Here is a 17,452-nt window from a genome sequence, read left to right as displayed (position 1 = left end):
GCGTCCGCCAACCTGACCGTGGGGCCAAACGCCTCGAAGTCGGCGTGGCCCTGGTCACGCTCCACCTCGTGGTTCAGTCGCCGTTCAGCTGATCGGAACTCGGCCCGGGTGTCCACCGGAAGTAGATAGGGTCGACGAACTTCGCCGGTGCCTGACCGAGCCCCTTGATCACGGTCGCCGTACCGTTCGTGTGCCCGACCGCGTACATGAACGCCGATGTCGTGTCGCGGTCGATGGCCAGCAGCAGAGTGCCGTACTGCCCGCACCTGCTCGCGACCAGCGTGTCGAACCGCTGCCAGGTGGCCGTTCGCACCACGGTGACGACCGGCCGGGCCGGGACCGTCAGCGGGATCCGGATCGTGTAGAGCCGACCACCCCGCGTGGTGGCGAGGAAGGTGTCGTAGGTCGCCGTCTTGCTGATCAGCGCCAGCGCCTTGACCGACGCGAACCCGAAGAACGTCCCGCTGAGCTGCCAGCGGGCGTTCCAGCGGAACAGCGTCCCGTCGGTCCGCATCGCGTAGTGCGTCGTCCGCTCGACCACACCACTACCGAGCCGGGCGTACGGCGCCGTCTCCAACGTCCCGTACGGCGACCAGCCGGATCCGATCCGGACGAGGTCCCGCGGCTTCGTGGTGTCGATCTGGCCGGCACCGTTGACGTGGTACGACGAGCTGTACAGCACTTGGTCGATCACGACGAGGCCGTAGCGGTGCCGGTTGACGTTGACGGTCTGCTCATTGGCGAAGCTGTCCGACAGCCGCACCTTTCCGGCGCCGTACACCGCAGGCGTCGTGAGCGTCTTCAGCACGACCGGCGGCGTGGTCGCCACCACGGTGGTCTGGGTATGGCCGCCGGCCGCCGTGACCGACCCCAGTTGGATGTTGCACGCCGCTGTCGCGGCTCCCGCGTCCGTGCGGACCGCCTCTGCGGCCGGCGTCAGCACGGCCAGGGCCAGGACGACCCCAGCTCCCACACTCGTTGCTTGTCGCCACATCTCCCGCTCCCCTCAGTCGGCCGGCGTCGATCTCCCTCCTACATCGATCCTTGAACCAGAGGGAGAGTTGCGCAACGCCGGCCGCCCCGGGAATCAGCCGCCGTTGAGGGGGTCGTAGGCGGGGGCGAAGCGGAAGCGGTCGAAGTCGCCCCAGTTGAGGGCGACCTTGCCGAGGTTCCTGATCGCGGTGCTGGTGCCGTTCGCGTGGCCGACGGCGTACACGTAGTAGCTGCCGTTGTCGTGGTCCTCGGCGAGGACGATCGAGCCGGTTCCGCACGGGGCCGCGATCATCGTCTCGAATCTTTGCCAGCTCGTCGTGCGGACCGGCGTCGCTACCGGCCTGAGCGGGCTGGTGGTCGGGATCTTCAGCGTGTACAGGCCGCCGGCCCGGTTGTTCACCAGGAACAGGTCGTACGTCGCCGTCGTGGCGATCAGTGCGAATGCCTTCATCGTGCTGAGTCCGCCGACGTACCCGGTGTTGCGGAAGCCCGAACCGAGATCGGTCCAGCGCCCGAACCGGCCGGATGTGTCCTGCGCGTACAACGTCGTACGCGACGGCTTGCTCGCGGCCGAGGCTTTGTAACGCGCCTGGACGAGGAAACGCTTCCCGCTCCAGCCACCGCCGTACTTCTTCAGCACGTTCGATCCCCGCACCAGCGAACCGTCGGAACGGACGATGGCCGAACTGTCGTACAGATACCCGCCGATGACCAGCTTCCCGACCCGGGCCGTCCGGCCGCCCGTCATCGGAGTCTCCGAGAACGTGGTCGGCGTGCTGCCGATACCGAAGGGCGACTGGTAGATGTTCGGTGTGCTGAGCACCACGCCTTCGGTCGGTGGTGCGGTCGCGGTGACGACCTCGCGGTTCTGGCCCCAGGTCTGGTTGAACGAGCCGACTACGAGCGCGCAGGCCGCAGTCACCTCGGCGGCCGCGGTTCTCACGGTCGGAGCGGCCTGGGCCGGTTGGAGTACCGGCCCGAGGGTCAGCGCCAGGCCGGCCGCCACGGCGGTCGTCTTGCGGAGCATTCTGTTGTCCTCTCGGAGGGCTTGGTCGCCGTCGGCGAAGTCACTACGTCAATGGCTGGTGATGACGAGGGTTGGTGGTGGATGGACGACGCCTTGGAGGGCTGCGGTTTCGTAGACCTGGGGTAGGCCTGGGTGCCAGGCCAGGAGGCGGGTGCGGGATCCTGCGTCCAGGGCTATTACCAGCCAGCCCTCTTTGGTGAAGGCTAGCGCCGGTTGGGATTTGGCGGGGAGTTCGATGCCGGGGACGAGCTCCAGGTGGCCGGTGTCGAGATCCAGCGTCGCGATGTCGAGGGGCGAGAGTGGGCTGCCTTCGATGTCGGGGTCGGGCGTGGGGTGGTCGAGGAGGAAGGCGAGCGTCTTGCCGTCGGGGCTGACGACGCCGCAGCAGGCGGGGCGTGGAAGCGGGAATGCGGTGGTCTTGCCGCCGGCGACGATCCGCCGGTGCAGCGTGCACGATGACGGGTCGTCGTGGCAGCCGCTGGTCCAGAAGACCTGGCCTGCACCCGTCGCGAGCGGTGCCACATGTTGATCCAGCTTGGCCTGCAACCGACCGGTGCGTGCATCGACGAGCGCGAGCCACATCGGTGAGATTCCGGGATCGGGCTGCATCAGACCGACGACAGTGTCGCCCACGATGGCGGACGCGTAGAAGCCGAGCGGCAGCCGTACCCGCTGCCCGCCGGCGAGCGGAGCGATCGTTCCGTAGGGGTTGTCGATGTCGCTGGCAAAGGATGCGATCCACAGGCGATTGCCATCGGTCAGCGGAGACTCGGTAGGGCCGAGCGGCCGGATGACACTCACGTGGTGATCGACGCTGACGCGCAGCATGGCGTACGGAGCCGCCTCGTCGCAGGAGCCGGTGGTCGCGTACGCCGTGATCGGATCGCCGGCCAGCACAGCGGCGTACTCGCCCGGCCGGACGGCTTGGTCGGGCAAGGTTGTTGTCCGGCCGCTGTCGAAGTCGACCAGCCGTAGGCGGTCCCCGCCGAGCATCACTTGGATTCCGGTGCGCTCGGCGGACGCCGTACTCGACACGATAGGCAGCGGTACGTCTGCGCCACACGCGCCGGGAGTTGTCGGCCAGGGGTTCGCCGCCCGTCCGTCGGGGATGACGCTGTTCAGCTCGGACGGGGTGGTAGTCGGCGGCTTATGCGCCGGACCCGTCGAGGCCCGAAGAACGATCAGGGTCAGCACAGCCAGCAGGATCAGGCCCCACCCGGCGATCCGGCGCCCACGTCTCGAAGCGCTCCCCACCTCGAGAAGCTCTTCCCGATCCTGCTCCATACCACCATGAAATCACTGCACTTCTGAAAGCACCCGCAAAGTCTGGGACGGCGCCCTCGGCCGGGGGCGCTGCCGGTTGCGGTCGTTGCAGACCGCAGGAGCTGTACGGCGATGAGTTTGCGCGGCGGAGGCGGTCTGTAGGGAGAGACCGTATTCGGAAGTGGAGAGATGATGACGGACGAAGTCCGGACGACGCCCGTGCAGCGCTGGGTCCTGGCGCTCAGTGGGCTGGCGTCGTTCATGGTGATCCTCGATGCGCTGGTGGTGGCCACCGCGTTGAGCTCGATCCGCAAAGATCTTGGCGCCTCCTTGGCGGAGCTGGAGTGGACGGTCAACGCCTACACCCTCAGTTTTGCCGTTCTGCTGATGACCGGGGCCGTGCTGGGTGACAGGTTCGGGCGGCGCAGGATGTTCGCAGTCGGGCTGGGCCTGTTCGGGCTGGCGTCGGCTGCGTGTGCGCTGGCTCCGGATGTGGTCACTCTGATCGCGGCGCGGGCGGTGCAGGGTGCCGGCGCGGCAGTCGTCATGCCGCTGGCCCTGACTCTGCTCAACGGCGCCTTCCCGCCACACCGGCGGGGGTGGGCGACCGGGATCTACGGCAGTGTGACCGGCCTCGCTGCCATGCTGGGACCGGTGATCGGCGGACTGGTCACCGAAGGGTTGAGCTGGCCGTGGATCTTCTGGCTCAACGTGCCCATCGCCGCGGTCGCCGTACCGCTCGTGCTTGCGCGGATCCCGGAGAGCAAGGGGCCGGGTGGCCGGCTCGACCTGCTCGGCATGGTGCTGGCCGGCATCGGAGCGCTGGGTCTGACGTGGGGGTTGGTCCGCGCGAACTCTGTCGGTTGGATGTCGGCCGAGACCGTGGTCGCATTCGTGGTGGGCGTTGTCGCGACGGCGGGGTTCGTCGGCTGGGCATTGCGGGCGCGGGCACCGATGCTTCCGCTGCGGCTGTTCAGGTCGCGCGCGTTCTCGGCCGGGAACGCGGTGATCTTCTGCGTGAACGCGGCGATGATGGGGGCGATCTTCTTCACCGCCCAACTGCCGCAGGTGACATCGGGTGACGGTCCGCTGATGGCCGGCGTGAAGTTGCTTCCGTGGGGTGTGGCGCCGTTCCTGATCGCACCGCGTGCGGGCGCGCTGGCCGGGCGGATCGGTGAACGTCCGTTGATTCTGGTCGGCGCGGCGCTGCTCACTGTCGGGTCGGCGCTCCTGGCGGTGGTGTCCACCCTGCACAGGTCGTACGCCGTGACAGTGATTCCGATGGTGATCGCCGGTGTCGGATTCTCACTGGCCATTCCCGCAGTCACCAAGGCGGTCGTGAGTGCGGTGGCGATGGAGGACATGGGGCGCGCGTCCGGGACGTTCAGCACTCTGCGCCAGCTTGGTGGCGCCTTCGGAGTGGCGATTCCGGCGGCCGTGTTCGCCGCGACCGGCGGGTACGCCGGCCCGAGCGACTTCATCGACGGGTACCGCCCGGCGATAGCAGTGACCGCGGCCCTCGCCCTGGCTGCCTTCCTCGCCGGACTGCCCTTGCCTCGCCGGGCTCGCAGCGGTCAGGTGCAGGCCGGGCCTGTCGCACAGGAAACAGGCAGCGGCGCAGCAACGAAGTGAGCCCGCCTGTTCGACCAGTGCGCCTCCAGATCGTCGGGAGGTTCCAGCGTCAGACCGGACGCCGGTGAGCACCGGGTCGCCCGCTCTGTGAGATGAGTACGTCGGAATGCTGTGCAGGAGGCACCCTTGGCCGCGGACGAAAGACCCCCTGTTGTCGCTCCGGCCTGGCTCGAGCCGCTGCCCGATCGATTGCTCGACGATCTTCGCGGCCAACAAGCCGGGTCTCAGGTCAAGTACCCGTTGCTGGAGTCGGTCGAGCTTGCCTTCATCGTCGCTCTCCAGCAACTGGATCCTCGTGACAGGGCGGTGCTCGTGCTGCGGGACGTTCTGGGCTTTCGGCCGAGTGAGGTGGCCGGGATGCTGGACTCCGACGTGGGCGAGATCGGGGACACTTTGGAACGGGCCCGAACCATGCTTGGTCTGCTTCGTCAAGCAGCCCCCAAGCACCAAGCTGATGGGTCGGGCGACGACCGTCGCGCGCTCGCGGAGCGATTCGCCTGTGCGCTCGAACGGGGGGACGCCGGTTGGTTGGCCGCATTGCTGAGTGCCGACGCACGGTTGTCGGTGCCGACCGAGTTGCGTGAATACCGAGGAGCGGTTCCGGTGGCCGCGATCCTGGCTGCGTACTCGGCCGGGCGGGGAGTGCGGTTGCTCTCGACGAAAGCAAATGGTCAGCCGGCCTTCGGATGCTATGTCCGCGATCCCTGGCGACCGATCGCTCGGGTGGACAGTTTGATCGTCCTGACCGTAGGGGAGGGCCTGATTTCGGTGGTGACACGCTTCGTCTGCGGAGCTCACCATCCGTCCTTCGAGCTGCCAGCCGTCGTTCCGATGGATTAAGGTCCGCCGATGCCATCGACCGATGAGTTGGGCGTTCGATGCCGGTCTAACGGGTGATTGCTCAACGCCATGTGCTGCCCCGGCCAGATCCCGCGGTAGCCATCACCAGGAGGCCGAATCATGAGTCGCGAACAACGCGCCCAGGCGCGCAGCAGGATCCAGAAGGGTGACTTGTCCCGGACGGTGGCCAAGCAGCGAGCGGACTTCAACTCGGTGTTCGAACGGCACCCGCTGGGCAACGACATCGGTCTCGTGCCCATCGTCATCGGCGGCGTCCCCGCGCTGGATGTCAAGGTTTCCGGAGCGGACGGCGATGGGGACGGGGTGATCCTTTTTCTGCACGGCGGCGGCTATGTGGTCGGAACGCCGCGGAGCGGCGCCAACGTCGCCGCGCCCCTGGCGCGGCAGACCGGCCTGCGTGTCGTGGCGCTGGACTACCGCCTGGCGCCCGAGGCACCCTTCCCGGCGGCAGTCGACGACGCGTTGGCGGCGTACAAGGAACTGCTGGACTCTGGTCGTGAGGTGTTCATCGCGGGCGACTCCGCCGGCGGGGGACTGGCGCTCGCCACGATCCTGGCCGCGCGCCGGGAGGATCTGCCGCTGCCGCCGGCGGTTGTCGTTTTCTCGCCGTGGGTCGACCTGACGTTGTCCGGGGCCAGCATGGACGCCCGCGGAGACTTCGACCCGTTGTTCAGCCGTGCACATATGGAGGCGTACGCCGAGCACTATCTCGCCGGTCACGATCCGAAGGACGAGCTGGCCAGCCCGTTGCTCGCCGACCTGACGGGGCTGCCGCCGCTGCTGATCCAGGTCGGCACGGCGGAGGTTCTGCTCGACGATTCACTGCAACTCGCGGCTCGGGCCGCGGAGCAAGAGGTCGACGTCAGCCTGGATGTGGTTGCGGGCGCACCGCACGTCTACCCGTACATGCTCGGCCTGATGGACGAGGCCGAAACCGCCCTGGCGCGGGCCGCCCAGTGGCTGACCCAGCGTGGATTCGGGAAGCGCACCGCCTAGATCGAGGCTGACGGTGAGACATGGTGCCGCGCATCCCCGCACAAACGAACCAGGCCGGCGATCTACCGGCCTGGTTGGCTGGTGGGTAGGCCGAAGTGTGGAAACAGGTTTGGATGGTGGAATGCGAGGATTGCTGACACCTGGCTGCTGTTGAGGGTCAGGACCTGCAGGCTGTGGGCGTGGAAATGGCCGTCCGCTCCGCGGTGGTACATGGCGAATGCCGGCTGGCTGTTCGCCGATGTCGAGACCATTCTGCGGAGGTTTTCTTTCGCGACGAGTTTGGTGGCGAGGAGTTGGAGTACGTCGTTTCGCCCGCTGAACCAGGTCGGCATGGGAGGCATTTCCCATCGGACGTCTTCGGTCAGGAGCCTTTCCAGCTTCGAGAGGTCTGCTGTTTCGAAGGCTGCGGCGTATTGATCGAGGAGTGAGCGCCGAGAGGGGTCGTCCGGCTCGCTGATCTGATCTTCCTTGGGTGCGAGGTCGGCCAGGGTCGCGCGTGCCCGCTGTAGAGAGCTGTTGACTGCAGCGGGGGTGGTGTCGAGCAGCGCGGCCACGTCGGCGGCCGGCCAGGCGAGTGCCTCGCGAAGAACGAGCACAGCGCGCTGCCGTGGTGGCAGGTGCTGAAGAGCTGCGATGAAGGCCAGCCTGAGACTTTGGCGGTGATCGACCACTGCTGCTGGGTCGGAGGTCATCATTGCGTCTGGCAACGGCTCGAGCCAGCTGATGTCTGTGGTCGGGCCGAGCAGGTTGTCCAGGTCTGTACCGGGAGATCCCAGAGCCGAGGGTATGAATCGTCTGCTGCTGTGCTGGAGCGCGTCCAGGCAAACTCTGGTGGCGATCCGGTAGAGCCAGGTCCTGAATGACGAGCGGTGCTCGAACTTGTCAGCTGCTCTCCAGGCGCGGATGTATGTCTCCTGGACTGCGTCTTCGGCGTCCTGGAGAGATCCCAGCATCCGGTAGCAGAAGATGATCAGCGGTCCCCGGTGTTCGACGAACTCCTCTTCCAGATCCATCCCGGTCTCCTCCGCTCGAGCGTGACAATGTGTGACCACGTGTGAGCGGGTGGCGCGCGTGCGTCCCGCTCTCGTCTATGACGGCCCGGACAGTCCGGATTCATCGCCCGACGAGGAATTCTCGAGGACACAGTGGCCGGGGACAGGCGGCTACACGGACCGGGGCGTACGGCGAACTGCTGGATGGGGCCTGGTCGGGATCGAGCGATGATTTCGCGCTCCGCCTCCCGTCTATACAGGTGAGCGGCATGGAAATGAGTGCCGGACGCAACATCGGGTGCACGACCGGTCGTGACGGCATCGTCTTCGCCTGCCGGATCGTTGCCTACCCGTTGAGAGTAACGGAGTCGACGGTGCTTCTACCCTCTTTCGCCAGCTGGTGCCTGACCTTGGCGTTCGCCTGCTCAGGCGGATGGTTCGTATACCAGGCCATCAGTGGCGCGGGCGACCTCACCGCGAAGGTCTCGCCGTTGCTGCACGCGGTGATGTGTCTCGTGATGATTCCGATGGCCTGGCCCGAAGGCCTCCCGCCAGCATCCGTGCCGCAGGTGGCTCTGTTGGGTACGGCAACGATCTGGTTCGCCGTGTCGGCGGCCCGCGCACGGCGGTTCAAAGTTGCGATCAGCAACATTCATCATGCGTTGATGGCGGCCCTGATGGTGTGGATGGTCGTCATGCCGATGCCGATGCCGATGCCGATGCCGGCCGGCGCGGAGATGCCGGGGATGCAGACGGACGGGCATGCCATGGAGATGGACCCTGGGACCACTCCAACTGGCGGCATCGCGCCCGGCCTCGCCGCGCTGGCCGCCTACTGCCTCGTCGTCACGGTCGTGCTGCTCGTCCGGGCCGGCAGGACGGTTCGCACCTCCCGGTCCGTCCGTCACCTGCCGTCTGCGGCCGGACATGCCGCAATGAGTTTCGGTGCAGGAGTGCTGATTCTGGCGATGGCCTGACCGAAGTCCCACCAGTTCCCGATCGGGAGTGCCGGCCGGCGCTCCGGTTCCAAGAGTTCGACATCAAGGAGAAGCACAGACCATGGATCTGCCGAAGATCGTATCCCGGGACGAGTGGCTGACGGCCCGCAAGGCGCTGCTCGCGGAAGAGAAGCAGGTAACTCTCCAGCAGGACACACTCAGCGCTCATCGCCGCGAACTGCCGATGGTGAAGCTGGACAAGGACTACCTGCTGGAGGGTCCCGAAGGAAAGACGAGCTTGCTCGAGGCGTTCGAGGGCCGCAGGCAACTGATCACCTACCACTTCATGTTCTCTCCCGACGACACCGAAGGTCATAACAGCTGCTCGCTGCTCGTGGACAACATCAGCCACGAGGAGCACCTGCATGCCCTGAACACCACGGTCGCGCTCGTCTCCCGAGCACCGCTGGACAGGCTCACGCCGTTCAAGGATCGGATGGGGTGGACCGTTCCGTGGTACTCCTCGTTCGGTAGTGACTTCAACTACGACTTCCACGTCACCACCGACGAGGCCGTCGCGCCGGTCGAGTACAACTACAAGGACAAGGCCACGCTGGTCGAGAAGGGCACTCCCTGGTACGCCAGCGGGGAGTGGCAGGGAGTCAGTGTGTTCCTGCGCGACGGTGACGATGTTTACCATACGTACTCCGCCTACGAGCGCGGGATCGACGTGCTGGTCACCACTTATCACTACCTGGACCTGACCCCTCTTGGCCGGCAGGCCCACGTCACTGAATTCAGCCTCCACGACGCTTACGGGGCATGACACCGGCGGGGCGCGCCGCCAAGCCGCCGCGCCCCGCCACGGTCCCACTTCTGGCTGGGTTCATCCCCGCCACCGCACCGGCCAACGCCACTGACTCTGCGGCGCATGTCCGGCCATTGAGACACGGCATCGAAAGTCTAGTAGGTCAGTAGACTTTGAATCGTGGTCCCGTTGGTACCCGGCGGGGCCACCTTCTCGATTCGGGTCCAGCCCTTCCAGCCGCGGTGTTCCATGATCGCGAGCAGGCGGGCTGCTTCGGGTGCGGATTCGAGCATGACTGCGTCCAGGAGTTGGACGAGGCCGTCGTCGAAGGGCTCGTCACCGAGCTGGCCGGCTTCGTACGCACGGAGGTAGAGGCGTTCCAGGATGTCGGCGATCTCGTGGAGCAGCGCCTCGTCGCCCCGGTTGTCGACCGCCTCGCTCACCAGGCTGTACAGCTTCCGCGTGTCGGGATCCTCGAACTGCTGGTGCTTCGCGGCGATCACAGTGTCGATCACGTCCGGCACCTGGGCCGCGATCATGATCCAGGCGTCGCGCTCCATCTCGATGTAGCGCTCGCTGACGCCGTGACCGCGCAGCCGGTCGAGGTAGTCCACCACGCTGTGTGGGAGCGCGAGGTGGTCGCCGGCCGCGAGTCTGGCGAGCCGCTCGCGGCTGACCTGCATCCGACGGATCTCCGCGCGCAGCTGTTTGTCGATCGCCCGTACGCCGTCCTCGAACTCGTCCGGTTGCGCGTCGAGGAGCTCCTGGACCCGGGCCAGCGGTACGCCGGCATCGGCCAGCGTGTGGATTCGGATCAGCCGCACGACGGCGGCCGAGTCGTACGACCGGTACCCGGAGCGGTCGCGTTCGGGCTCCGGCAGCAGCCCGATCTTGTGGTAGTGCCGCACGGCCCGCACCGTCACTCCGGCGTACGTCGCCAGTTGGCTGATGGTGAGCATGAACCCAAGCCTGCCTCAGGCGGACCTGCGACGATAGGCGACCATTGCCAGCGCGTACGCCACGACGAGTACGCCGACGCACCAGGCCAACGCCGCCCAGATGTCGTTGCCGACCGGTTGCTCGGCGAACAGGGCGCGGATCGTGTCGACGATGGAGGTCACCGGCTGGTTCTCGGCGAACCACCGCACCGGGCCTGGCATGGTCTGGGTGGGCACGAACGCCGAGCTCACGAACGGCAGGAAGATCAGCGGGTACGCGAAGGCGCCCGCGCTCTCCACCGAACCGGCGGTGAGTCCGGGGATCACCGCGAGCCAGGTCAACGCCAGCGTGGACAGGAGCAGGATGCCGGTCACCGCGAGCCAGGCCAGGACGCCCGCGCTCGAGCGGAACCCCATCAGCAGGGCGACGCCGACGACGATCACCAGCGCGATCAGGTTGGCGACCATGGAGGTGACGACATGTGCCCAGAGCAGGCCCGACCGGGCGATCGGCATCGACTGGAAGCGCTCGAGGATCCCGCTCTTCAGATCCATGAAAAGCCGAAACGCGGTGTAGGAGATGCCGGACGCGATCGTGATGAGCAGGATGCCGGGCAGCATGAAGTTGATGTACTTCGTCCCGGTGGAGATCGCCCCGCCGAACACGTAGACGAACATCAGCATCAGTGCGACCGGGGTGAGCACGGTCGTGATGATGGTGTCGAGGCTGCGGGTGATGTGCCGCAGGGTCCGCACCGTCAGGGCGGTGGTGTCGCTGAAGAAGTAGGTGCTCATCGACGGTCTCCAATGATGGCCAGGAAGATCTCCTCGAGCGTCGGCTGCTTCTCGACGTACTCGACCTGGGCGGGTGGGAAGAGCTGCTTGAGCTCGGCGAGCGTGCCGTTGGCGATGATCCGGCCCTGGTGCAGGATCGCGATCCGGTCGGCGAGCTGCTCGGCCTCGTCGAGGTACTGCGTGGTGAGCAGCACCGTCGTACCGGACCCGGCGAGTTCCTTGACCATCTGCCACACCTCGATCCGGGCCTCCGGGTCGAGGCCCGCGGTCGGTTCGTCGAGGAAGATCACCGGCGAGTCCCCGATCAGGCTCATCGCGATGTCCAAGCGACGGCGCATACCGCCGGAGTACGTCGATACCTTGCGCGTGGCCGCGTCCGTCAGCGAGAACCGCCTCAGCAGGTCGTCCGCGACTGCGCCGGGGTTGTCTAGGTGCCGCAACTTGGCCACCAGCACGAGGTTCTCCCGGCCGCTGAGGATCTCGTCGACCGCGGCGAACTGTCCGGTCAGGCTGATCGACCTCCGAACGTCGGCAGCCTGCGTCGCGACGTCGAACCCGTTGACGGCCGCCGTACCCGCGTCCGCCGTCAGCAGTGTGGCGAGGATCCTGATCGTCGTCGTCTTACCCGCCCCGTTGGACCCGAGCAGCGCGAAGATACTGCCCGGCGCCACGTCGAAATCCACCCCGCGCAGTACCTCCTGTTTCCCGTAGGACTTCCGCAGCCCCTGAAGCCGAATCGCCACCTGTGTATCCATGACGACCAGGATGGAGGGTTGACCCTACGTCAAGGTCAAGCGAACGTCGGCAGGCGAAGACAAGGTCCGCCTGGAAGCACCGGACATCGTGCCCCTGGGATGATGGCGGGGTGGAGCTGATCGAGCGGGTCGAACGGGCCGAGGCTGAGTTGGTCTGGAGTCTTGGGCACGACTCCGGTCCCGGCTCGGCTGTGCTGGGGATGACGCGGCGCCGCTTCGGTTCGGTGGTCGCGGTGGCGGCACCGCGGGACACCTTGTCGTTCTGGTCCCAGGCGGCCGGTTTCGGACTGGATGGGCCGGTGACCTCGGCGGTGATCGGCGAGGTCCTGGACTATTTCAAGGCGGCGGGGTGTACGACGGCCAAGCTGCACATCGCGCCGAGTCTCCTGCCATCGGACTGGGACGAGATCGCGACGTCGTACGGAATCACGCCCGGTCCGACCGACGTCCAGGTCGTACGTCGCGCCGAACCGGTCGAGCAGGCAGTTACCGACTTCCACATCGAGCAGATCGGGTCGCGGCACGCCGACCAGTGGGCGCAGCTGCAAGTGGACGCGTACCGGATGGACGACGACGGTTTCCGGACCATGCTCGCGGCCTACCCTGACTGGCCGGGCATGACGGCGTACGCCGCCTGGGACGGTGACACGATGGTCGGCACCGCCTCGCTGCACGTCGTCGACGGTGTCGGCCGGCTGCGCAGCGGCGCGACCCGGCCGGAGTACCGGGGGAGAGGCGCGCAGTCCGCGCTGCTCACCCGCCGGATCGCCGACGCCTTCGCCCAAGGCTGCGACCTGGTCACCACCGGCTCGTTCAAGCCCGAGCCGGGCGGCCACAACCCCTCGCTGGCCAACATGCTGCGGCAGGGGTTCGAGATCCTGACGGACCGCACACCGCAGATCTGGCGACTTCCTTGATTTGGTTGCGTTTCTGAAGATCAGGTCAGGCTTCTGATCGTCGCCGTCGACGCGCTCCCACGCCTGCGGGACGGTCGTCTTTCACAACGCTCGATGTAACTCTTGGCCGCCGGGATCGGCTGTGGTGTGAGATGAGATGTGGGGTCGAGGGCGGTCACGTTGATCGCCCGTTCGATGCTGGTCTGGAGTTCGGCGTACGGGGGCGAAGTCGACCAGCCGGCGCGATGCCTCCGCTCGCTCGGCACCGTGCAGGAAGCGCGCTCGCGCGTCGCGCTGTCCCGAGCCGACCTGCAGCCGCGCCCGGGCGTCTGCGGCGAGGTTGAGTGACCACGCGGGGGTGTCGTCGCATCCTCCGTTGCTGTCGACAACGAGGTAGCCGCCGACTGTGGGCAGGTAGGTCGCGCCAGTGCGTCGGGAGAGCCCACTGCGACGCCCGTGCGTGATCATGAGGAGGGTTGGTCGCCCCTGCAACATGTGGCCGTGACCGCCGTCGGAGGCGGTGTACGACGCGATGTGTTCGCGGACCCAGTCGACTGGCTGTCGTGAATCTCTGCTGCTGTCATGACATCGAACCGGTGCGGACCTATCGCGACGGCCTGGTCGTCCTTCAGTTGCACCATCCGACCGACAATCTCGAGGTCCTTGCCGCGGTAGCGTCCCACCAAGAGGACTTCCGGACGACGCAGCGATCCAGTGACTGCGCCGACGTTCCTTCACCTTCCGCCACTCGCGCCGGCCAGGCTCATACCTGCTCGACGCGCCCTTCACCACGAGTCCTTCGCCTCCGGTGGCTATGAACGCCTGCAACCAGTCGCGGGCTTCGGACGGGTCTCCGGTCACGGGGGACAGTTGCAGCGGTGGCACCCAGCCTGCGTCCAGCGATTCCAGCCGAGGGCGACGGGCTGTCCAACGCATCGGACGTACGTCGACGCTCTCGACCGCGAGCACGTCGAAGACGACCAGCGTTGCCGATCGCGCAGGTACCAGCCGCACCGTCTCGGCTCGCCGTCAAGCACACAGTCGACGTCGACCTGTGTCGCGAGCGCGGCTTGGATATCTGGGACCTTCGCAGTGAAGTCCTGGCCGTGGCTCTGGTGAAGCCCAGAAGTTGGCCACGAAGCGATGTGATGTGACGCACAGTCACGGTCAGATGAAGACTCGCATGGCGGACGCGAAGGGCGTGGGATCGAAGACGCGGCGACCGCTGCCGAGGCAAGAGGTGAGTAAGTGGTGACCCGCAGAAATGAAGAAGCCCAGGACACTCTCGTGACCTGGGCTGTTGTGCGCCGCCAGGGACTCGAACCCCGAACCCGCTGAATTCCAACTGAGGTTGATCAGCGTTGCTCAATGGTGCTCGGGATCCCTTACAGGTAACGGATTCCGCGTCTACTTGTTGCGCATAAGTTGTCATCGGCCATCATCCTCTCGCGCTGATTGAGGTGCGTAAAGAGGTGTGCTGTCCTGGGGTGACTGCCATGCCGGTGAGCTTGGAGAGACGAGCACCGCCACGGGGGATGGTGTTCGTGTCGCTGCCATATCCACGACCGGTGGAGGTCGACCCGTTCTGGAAACCGACGTGGCAAGGTGGCCGATATCGAGCCGGAAGCGCTCGGCGAGTCACATCGTCTGGCATTCGCCCATGCCGGGATCGGGTCGTGAGCGCGCAGTGCGGCGCCGAGTTCACGCCGTCGCTGGCTGCCGATCGGCCGGCGAGCATCTCGACCGCCCACGCCGGCAGTCCGAGGATTCGATCTCCTGTGGCTGATTTCGGTCGTCGCCGTACAAGTCCTTTGTTTTGACTCGCTGAACCTGGTGACTGCAGTCGATCTCCGCGGTCTGCCAGTTCAGGTCCCGCCAGGTGACGGCGAGTGTCTCGCCGATCCGTTCGCCAGTGGCGGAGCATGAACTTGCTGATGTCGATCAGATCGGCTCGGACTGCTCGCTTGTCTTGTCGCAGAAGCTCGAACCAGAGCGCCCTGCCGAGCATTGCGCCCGATGGGGTGTGCGCAAGGTGTAGGTCACTCCAACAGCGGGGGCGTGACGCTCTCGACATGAACGGCCTCGACCAGTCGATCGATCGCGACAACGGCCTCGTCGACTACTGCCGCCTCTCCGACATCGCGCTCCAGGCATGGTCGCCGTTCCAGGCGGGCTTCTTCGACGGGCCGTTCCTCGGCTCGGACCGCTACCCCGAGCTCAACGCCGTCATCGACCGCCTCGGCGTGCAGTACGACGTCGCTCCCGAGGCGATCGCTACCGCGTGGATCCTGCGACACCCCGCGAAGTGGCAGGTGGTCCTGGGCACGACGACGCCGACGCGCGTCACCGCAGCGGCCGCGGGCAGCGACGTGGCGCTCACGCGGCCGGAGTGGTACGAGCTGTTCCGCGCGCGGGCCACGTCTTGCCCTGATCGACGACGCCGCTGCACGTCACCTGACCTGGGCGAGCATCAGTGCGGCGCCGGAGAAGGGTTCATCGAGGTCGACCGTGAGGTGCCCATCGGTGATCTCGACGGCCAAGTTCTCTTGGGAGTAGATGTCGCTGACTGCATACTGCCCGGGCGGCAGCGGAACCTCGATCCGAGTCGCATCGGCGACTCCGAACCGGTGGGCGACGAGCAGGATCTGGCTGCCGTCGTCGGACAGCCTCCGAACCGCCTGCCACCCTTCGGGGCGGCGATAGCTCGCCACCTTGGGCCCGAACCTGTCGCTGCGGCCGTTCTTGATCACTGGCGCCGCTGACCGGTAGAACGAGATCGCCCTGGAAACCAGGGTCCACTGCTCCTCGGTCAGCTCGTGGATGTCGCCCGACAGGCACATCCGTCCGAGCATCGTGGCGGCGAGCGAGTACACGAGACGCTGCGGCGCGTCATCTGCGCGCAGCACCGCCCAGATCTGGTTCTGCCGTGGGAGCATCGCGCGCTGCACGTTGGCGGCGATGATCGGGATCTCTGCGCACTCGTGGGCGTCCGAGAAGGACGACATGCTGGTCAGAGCCAGCATGGACGGTTCCAGCCGGTGACCACCCGATGCGCAGTTCTCGATCACAAGGTCTGGCATCTCCTGCCGGATGAGCCGGAAGAAGTCGTGAACGGCGGCCATCTGCTGTCGCAGCCCCTCGCCGAGCGACTCCGCTCCGTCGCACCCGATGCCGATGCTGTTGTTGTAGTCGACCTTGAGGTAGCCGAAACCGTTGTCCTTGAGGAAGTCGATCACCCGCTCCTTGAGGAACGCGATCACGAATGGGTCGCGGAAGTCCCAGAAGCGCCGGCCTCCGGCTGTCACGGGGACGCCGTCACGTTTGAGCAGGTGGTCGGTGAGAGTGAATGCCGTGGCCCGGGAGCCGACGGTCTCGAACTCGAACCAGATCCCGGGGATCATTCCGGCCGATCGAACACGGTCGAGCGTCTCTGAGAGCCCGTCGGGGAAAGTCCGACGGTCGAGCTCCCAGTCGCCGTGCCCGTTGAACCACTCAGTGCCTTCGGCCTTGTACCAGCCGCTGTCGATCACCAGGTACTGGATGCCCTTTCCCGCGAGACGGTCGGCGATCGCGCGAAGGCTGGCAGGCGACGGCGAGCCCCAGGTGGTGCAGTACTCGTTGAAGATGACGGGCAAGTCCTCTTCCACCGCCGGTACGTCGAGGAGGCGCTGATGCCGCGCCGTCAGGCGGTGGGCGGCGTCGTCCACACCACCCTGTGTGACCGTCAGGTATGCGACCGGGGTTCGGACCTCTTCCCCGCCGGCGAGCGTCTTCGTCCAGTGGCCGAGCTCGCGGTCCGCGATCCCCCCGGAAAGGTTGAGTGCGGAGTCCAGTCGACCAAGTTCGATCTGCCACGACGCCGGGTGCGCGATCTGCGCGCCCCAGCACACGCTTGCGCGGGTGTCCTCGACGATCGCCATCGGGAAGAACCCGTGGACCGGCCACGACCCGACCTGTCCGAAGCGAAGGCACCGATCCCAGCCGGCCCAAGCCGGCTCCAGGGCCAGGTTCTCGACGTGGTCGGACGCCAGGCGTCCCTCACCCGACCAGGCGCTGCGGAGCCTGTGCAGGACGAGTTCGCCTGGCGTGTCGTCCTCGCCGAACGGCGTCAGACCGGTGAGCGAGAACGACGAGAGCAGCTCCAGCGTCACTGGGGCGGAGCCCTCGTTGCGGACTGAGACGAAGGAGTCCAGCGTCGTGCCGCCCGCCTGCCAGTGCAAGTAGTGCTCGACGAGGCAGTCCTGGTGGGTGCGGAGCGTGGTCACGACCGCGACACCGCCGTCGGCCTCCTCCTCGGTGCGCTGTGACTCGAACCTGAGGGTCCCGACGGTCTCGCCGTTGCGCAGCGAGCGGCCGGCGGATCCGCCGGGGTACGAATCGCCAACGATCTTGATCTGCACGAGCGATTCGACGGTGAACGACCTCTCGGCGGCCTGTGCCACCGTGGCGGCAGGCATCAGCACCAGCCCGACTGGCCCGTCCGGACCGCTCCTCACATAACGGGCGATCGTGTCACCGAGGACGTAGTCCTTGAGGACCTCCATAGTTGTTCCTTTCA

Annotated in this window: 15 protein-coding genes and 1 pseudogene; 7 read left to right on the top strand and 9 right to left on the bottom strand. The window is 66.7% G+C overall.

Translation table 11 applies throughout. The annotated features are described in order from the left end of the window. Window positions 1-73: 73 nt before the first annotated feature. The 3 genes from ABT313_RS00885 to ABT313_RS00875 all read right to left on the bottom strand — a co-directional run bounded on the left by ABT313_RS00885 (window position 74) and on the right by ABT313_RS00875 (window position 3,304). Window positions 74-994, bottom strand: coding sequence for a hypothetical protein (locus ABT313_RS00885; protein WP_350847238.1), 921 nt, complete (start codon window positions 992-994; stop codon window positions 74-76). Between the two features lie 93 nt (window positions 995-1,087). Continuing rightward, window positions 1,088-2,020 carry a hypothetical protein gene (locus tag ABT313_RS00880; protein ID WP_350847237.1) on the bottom strand — a complete coding sequence of 311 codons (933 nt, stop codon included), beginning with the start codon at window positions 2,018-2,020 and terminating at the stop codon, window positions 1,088-1,090. Window positions 2,021-2,068: 48 nt separating this feature from the next. Beyond that, window positions 2,069-3,304, bottom strand: a complete 1,236-nt coding sequence (locus ABT313_RS00875; protein WP_350847235.1) for a hypothetical protein — start codon at window positions 3,302-3,304, stop codon at window positions 2,069-2,071. A gap of 171 nt (window positions 3,305-3,475) precedes the next feature. Between ABT313_RS00875 and ABT313_RS00870 the strand changes: the two genes are divergently transcribed. The 3 genes from ABT313_RS00870 (at window position 3,476) to ABT313_RS00860 (ending at window position 6,772) form a co-directional block, all read left to right on the top strand. Then, complete coding sequence (locus ABT313_RS00870; protein WP_350847233.1) at window positions 3,476-4,915, top strand: DHA2 family efflux MFS transporter permease subunit; 1,440 nt, start codon at window positions 3,476-3,478, stop codon at window positions 4,913-4,915. 126 nt (window positions 4,916-5,041) lie between these two features. Next, on the top strand, window positions 5,042-5,755 hold the full coding sequence (locus ABT313_RS00865; protein WP_350847231.1) for a sigma factor-like helix-turn-helix DNA-binding protein: 714 nt from the start codon (window positions 5,042-5,044) through the stop codon (window positions 5,753-5,755). A gap of 120 nt (window positions 5,756-5,875) precedes the next feature. Next, on the top strand, window positions 5,876-6,772 hold the full coding sequence (locus ABT313_RS00860) for an alpha/beta hydrolase (protein ID WP_350847229.1): 897 nt from the start codon (window positions 5,876-5,878) through the stop codon (window positions 6,770-6,772). 62 nt (window positions 6,773-6,834) lie between these two features. Here ABT313_RS00860 and ABT313_RS00855 read toward each other — a convergent pair whose 3' ends face one another. Then, on the bottom strand, window positions 6,835-7,824 hold the full coding sequence (locus ABT313_RS00855; protein ID WP_350847227.1) for a sigma-70 family RNA polymerase sigma factor: 990 nt from the start codon (window positions 7,822-7,824) through the stop codon (window positions 6,835-6,837). A 314-nt stretch (window positions 7,825-8,138) separates the two neighbouring features. Between ABT313_RS00855 and ABT313_RS00850 the strand changes: the two genes are divergently transcribed. Further along, on the top strand, window positions 8,139-8,741 hold the full coding sequence (locus tag ABT313_RS00850) for a DUF5134 domain-containing protein (protein ID WP_350847226.1): 603 nt from the start codon (window positions 8,139-8,141) through the stop codon (window positions 8,739-8,741). 82 nt (window positions 8,742-8,823) lie between these two features. Continuing rightward, on the top strand, window positions 8,824-9,528 hold the full coding sequence (locus tag ABT313_RS00845; protein ID WP_350847224.1) for a DUF899 domain-containing protein: 705 nt from the start codon (window positions 8,824-8,826) through the stop codon (window positions 9,526-9,528). 137 nt (window positions 9,529-9,665) lie between these two features. On the opposite strand, the gene ABT313_RS00840 is transcribed toward ABT313_RS00845, so the two are convergent. From ABT313_RS00840 to ABT313_RS00830, 3 genes are read right to left on the bottom strand one after another with little or no spacing between them, the layout of a single operon-like run. Beyond that, on the bottom strand, window positions 9,666-10,469 hold the full coding sequence (locus tag ABT313_RS00840; protein WP_350847222.1) for a helix-turn-helix domain-containing protein: 804 nt from the start codon (window positions 10,467-10,469) through the stop codon (window positions 9,666-9,668). A gap of 15 nt (window positions 10,470-10,484) precedes the next feature. Continuing rightward, window positions 10,485-11,243 (bottom strand): ABC transporter permease, encoded by a 759-nt coding sequence (locus ABT313_RS00835; RefSeq protein ID WP_350847220.1) that lies wholly within the window; start codon window positions 11,241-11,243, stop codon window positions 10,485-10,487. Next, window positions 11,240-11,998: an ABC transporter ATP-binding protein gene (locus ABT313_RS00830; protein WP_350847218.1), complete on the bottom strand. Its 759-nt coding sequence runs from the start codon at window positions 11,996-11,998 to the stop codon at window positions 11,240-11,242. The genes ABT313_RS00835 and ABT313_RS00830 overlap by 4 nt, the downstream gene beginning before the upstream one ends. A 110-nt stretch (window positions 11,999-12,108) precedes the next feature. On the opposite strand from ABT313_RS00830, the gene ABT313_RS00825 reads away from it, so the two are divergent. Further along, entirely contained in the window at window positions 12,109-12,915 is an 807-nt protein-coding gene (locus ABT313_RS00825) for a GNAT family N-acetyltransferase (RefSeq protein WP_350847216.1), read from the top strand. An 81-nt stretch (window positions 12,916-12,996) separates the two neighbouring features. Here the strand turns inward: ABT313_RS00825 and ABT313_RS00820 are convergent, their stop codons facing one another. Then, on the bottom strand, window positions 12,997-13,863 hold the full coding sequence (locus ABT313_RS00820) for a nitroreductase/quinone reductase family protein (protein ID WP_350849820.1): 867 nt from the start codon (window positions 13,861-13,863) through the stop codon (window positions 12,997-12,999). 953 nt (window positions 13,864-14,816) lie between these two features. On the opposite strand from ABT313_RS00820, the pseudogene ABT313_RS00815 reads away from it, so the two are divergent. Beyond that, a pseudogene (locus ABT313_RS00815) lies at window positions 14,817-15,227 on the top strand (aldo/keto reductase); the annotation flags it as partial. A 117-nt stretch (window positions 15,228-15,344) separates the two neighbouring features. Here the strand turns inward: ABT313_RS00815 and ABT313_RS00810 are convergent. Continuing rightward, window positions 15,345-17,438 carry a glycoside hydrolase family 36 protein gene (locus tag ABT313_RS00810; protein WP_350847214.1) on the bottom strand — a complete coding sequence of 698 codons (2,094 nt, stop codon included), beginning with the start codon at window positions 17,436-17,438 and terminating at the stop codon, window positions 15,345-15,347. Window positions 17,439-17,452 lie beyond the last annotated feature (14 nt).

Source organism: Kribbella sp. NPDC000426, from assembly GCF_040300265.1.
Lineage (GTDB): Bacteria > Actinomycetota > Actinomycetes > Propionibacteriales > Kribbellaceae > Kribbella.
This window is presented reverse-complemented; position numbering and strand designations above follow the sequence as displayed.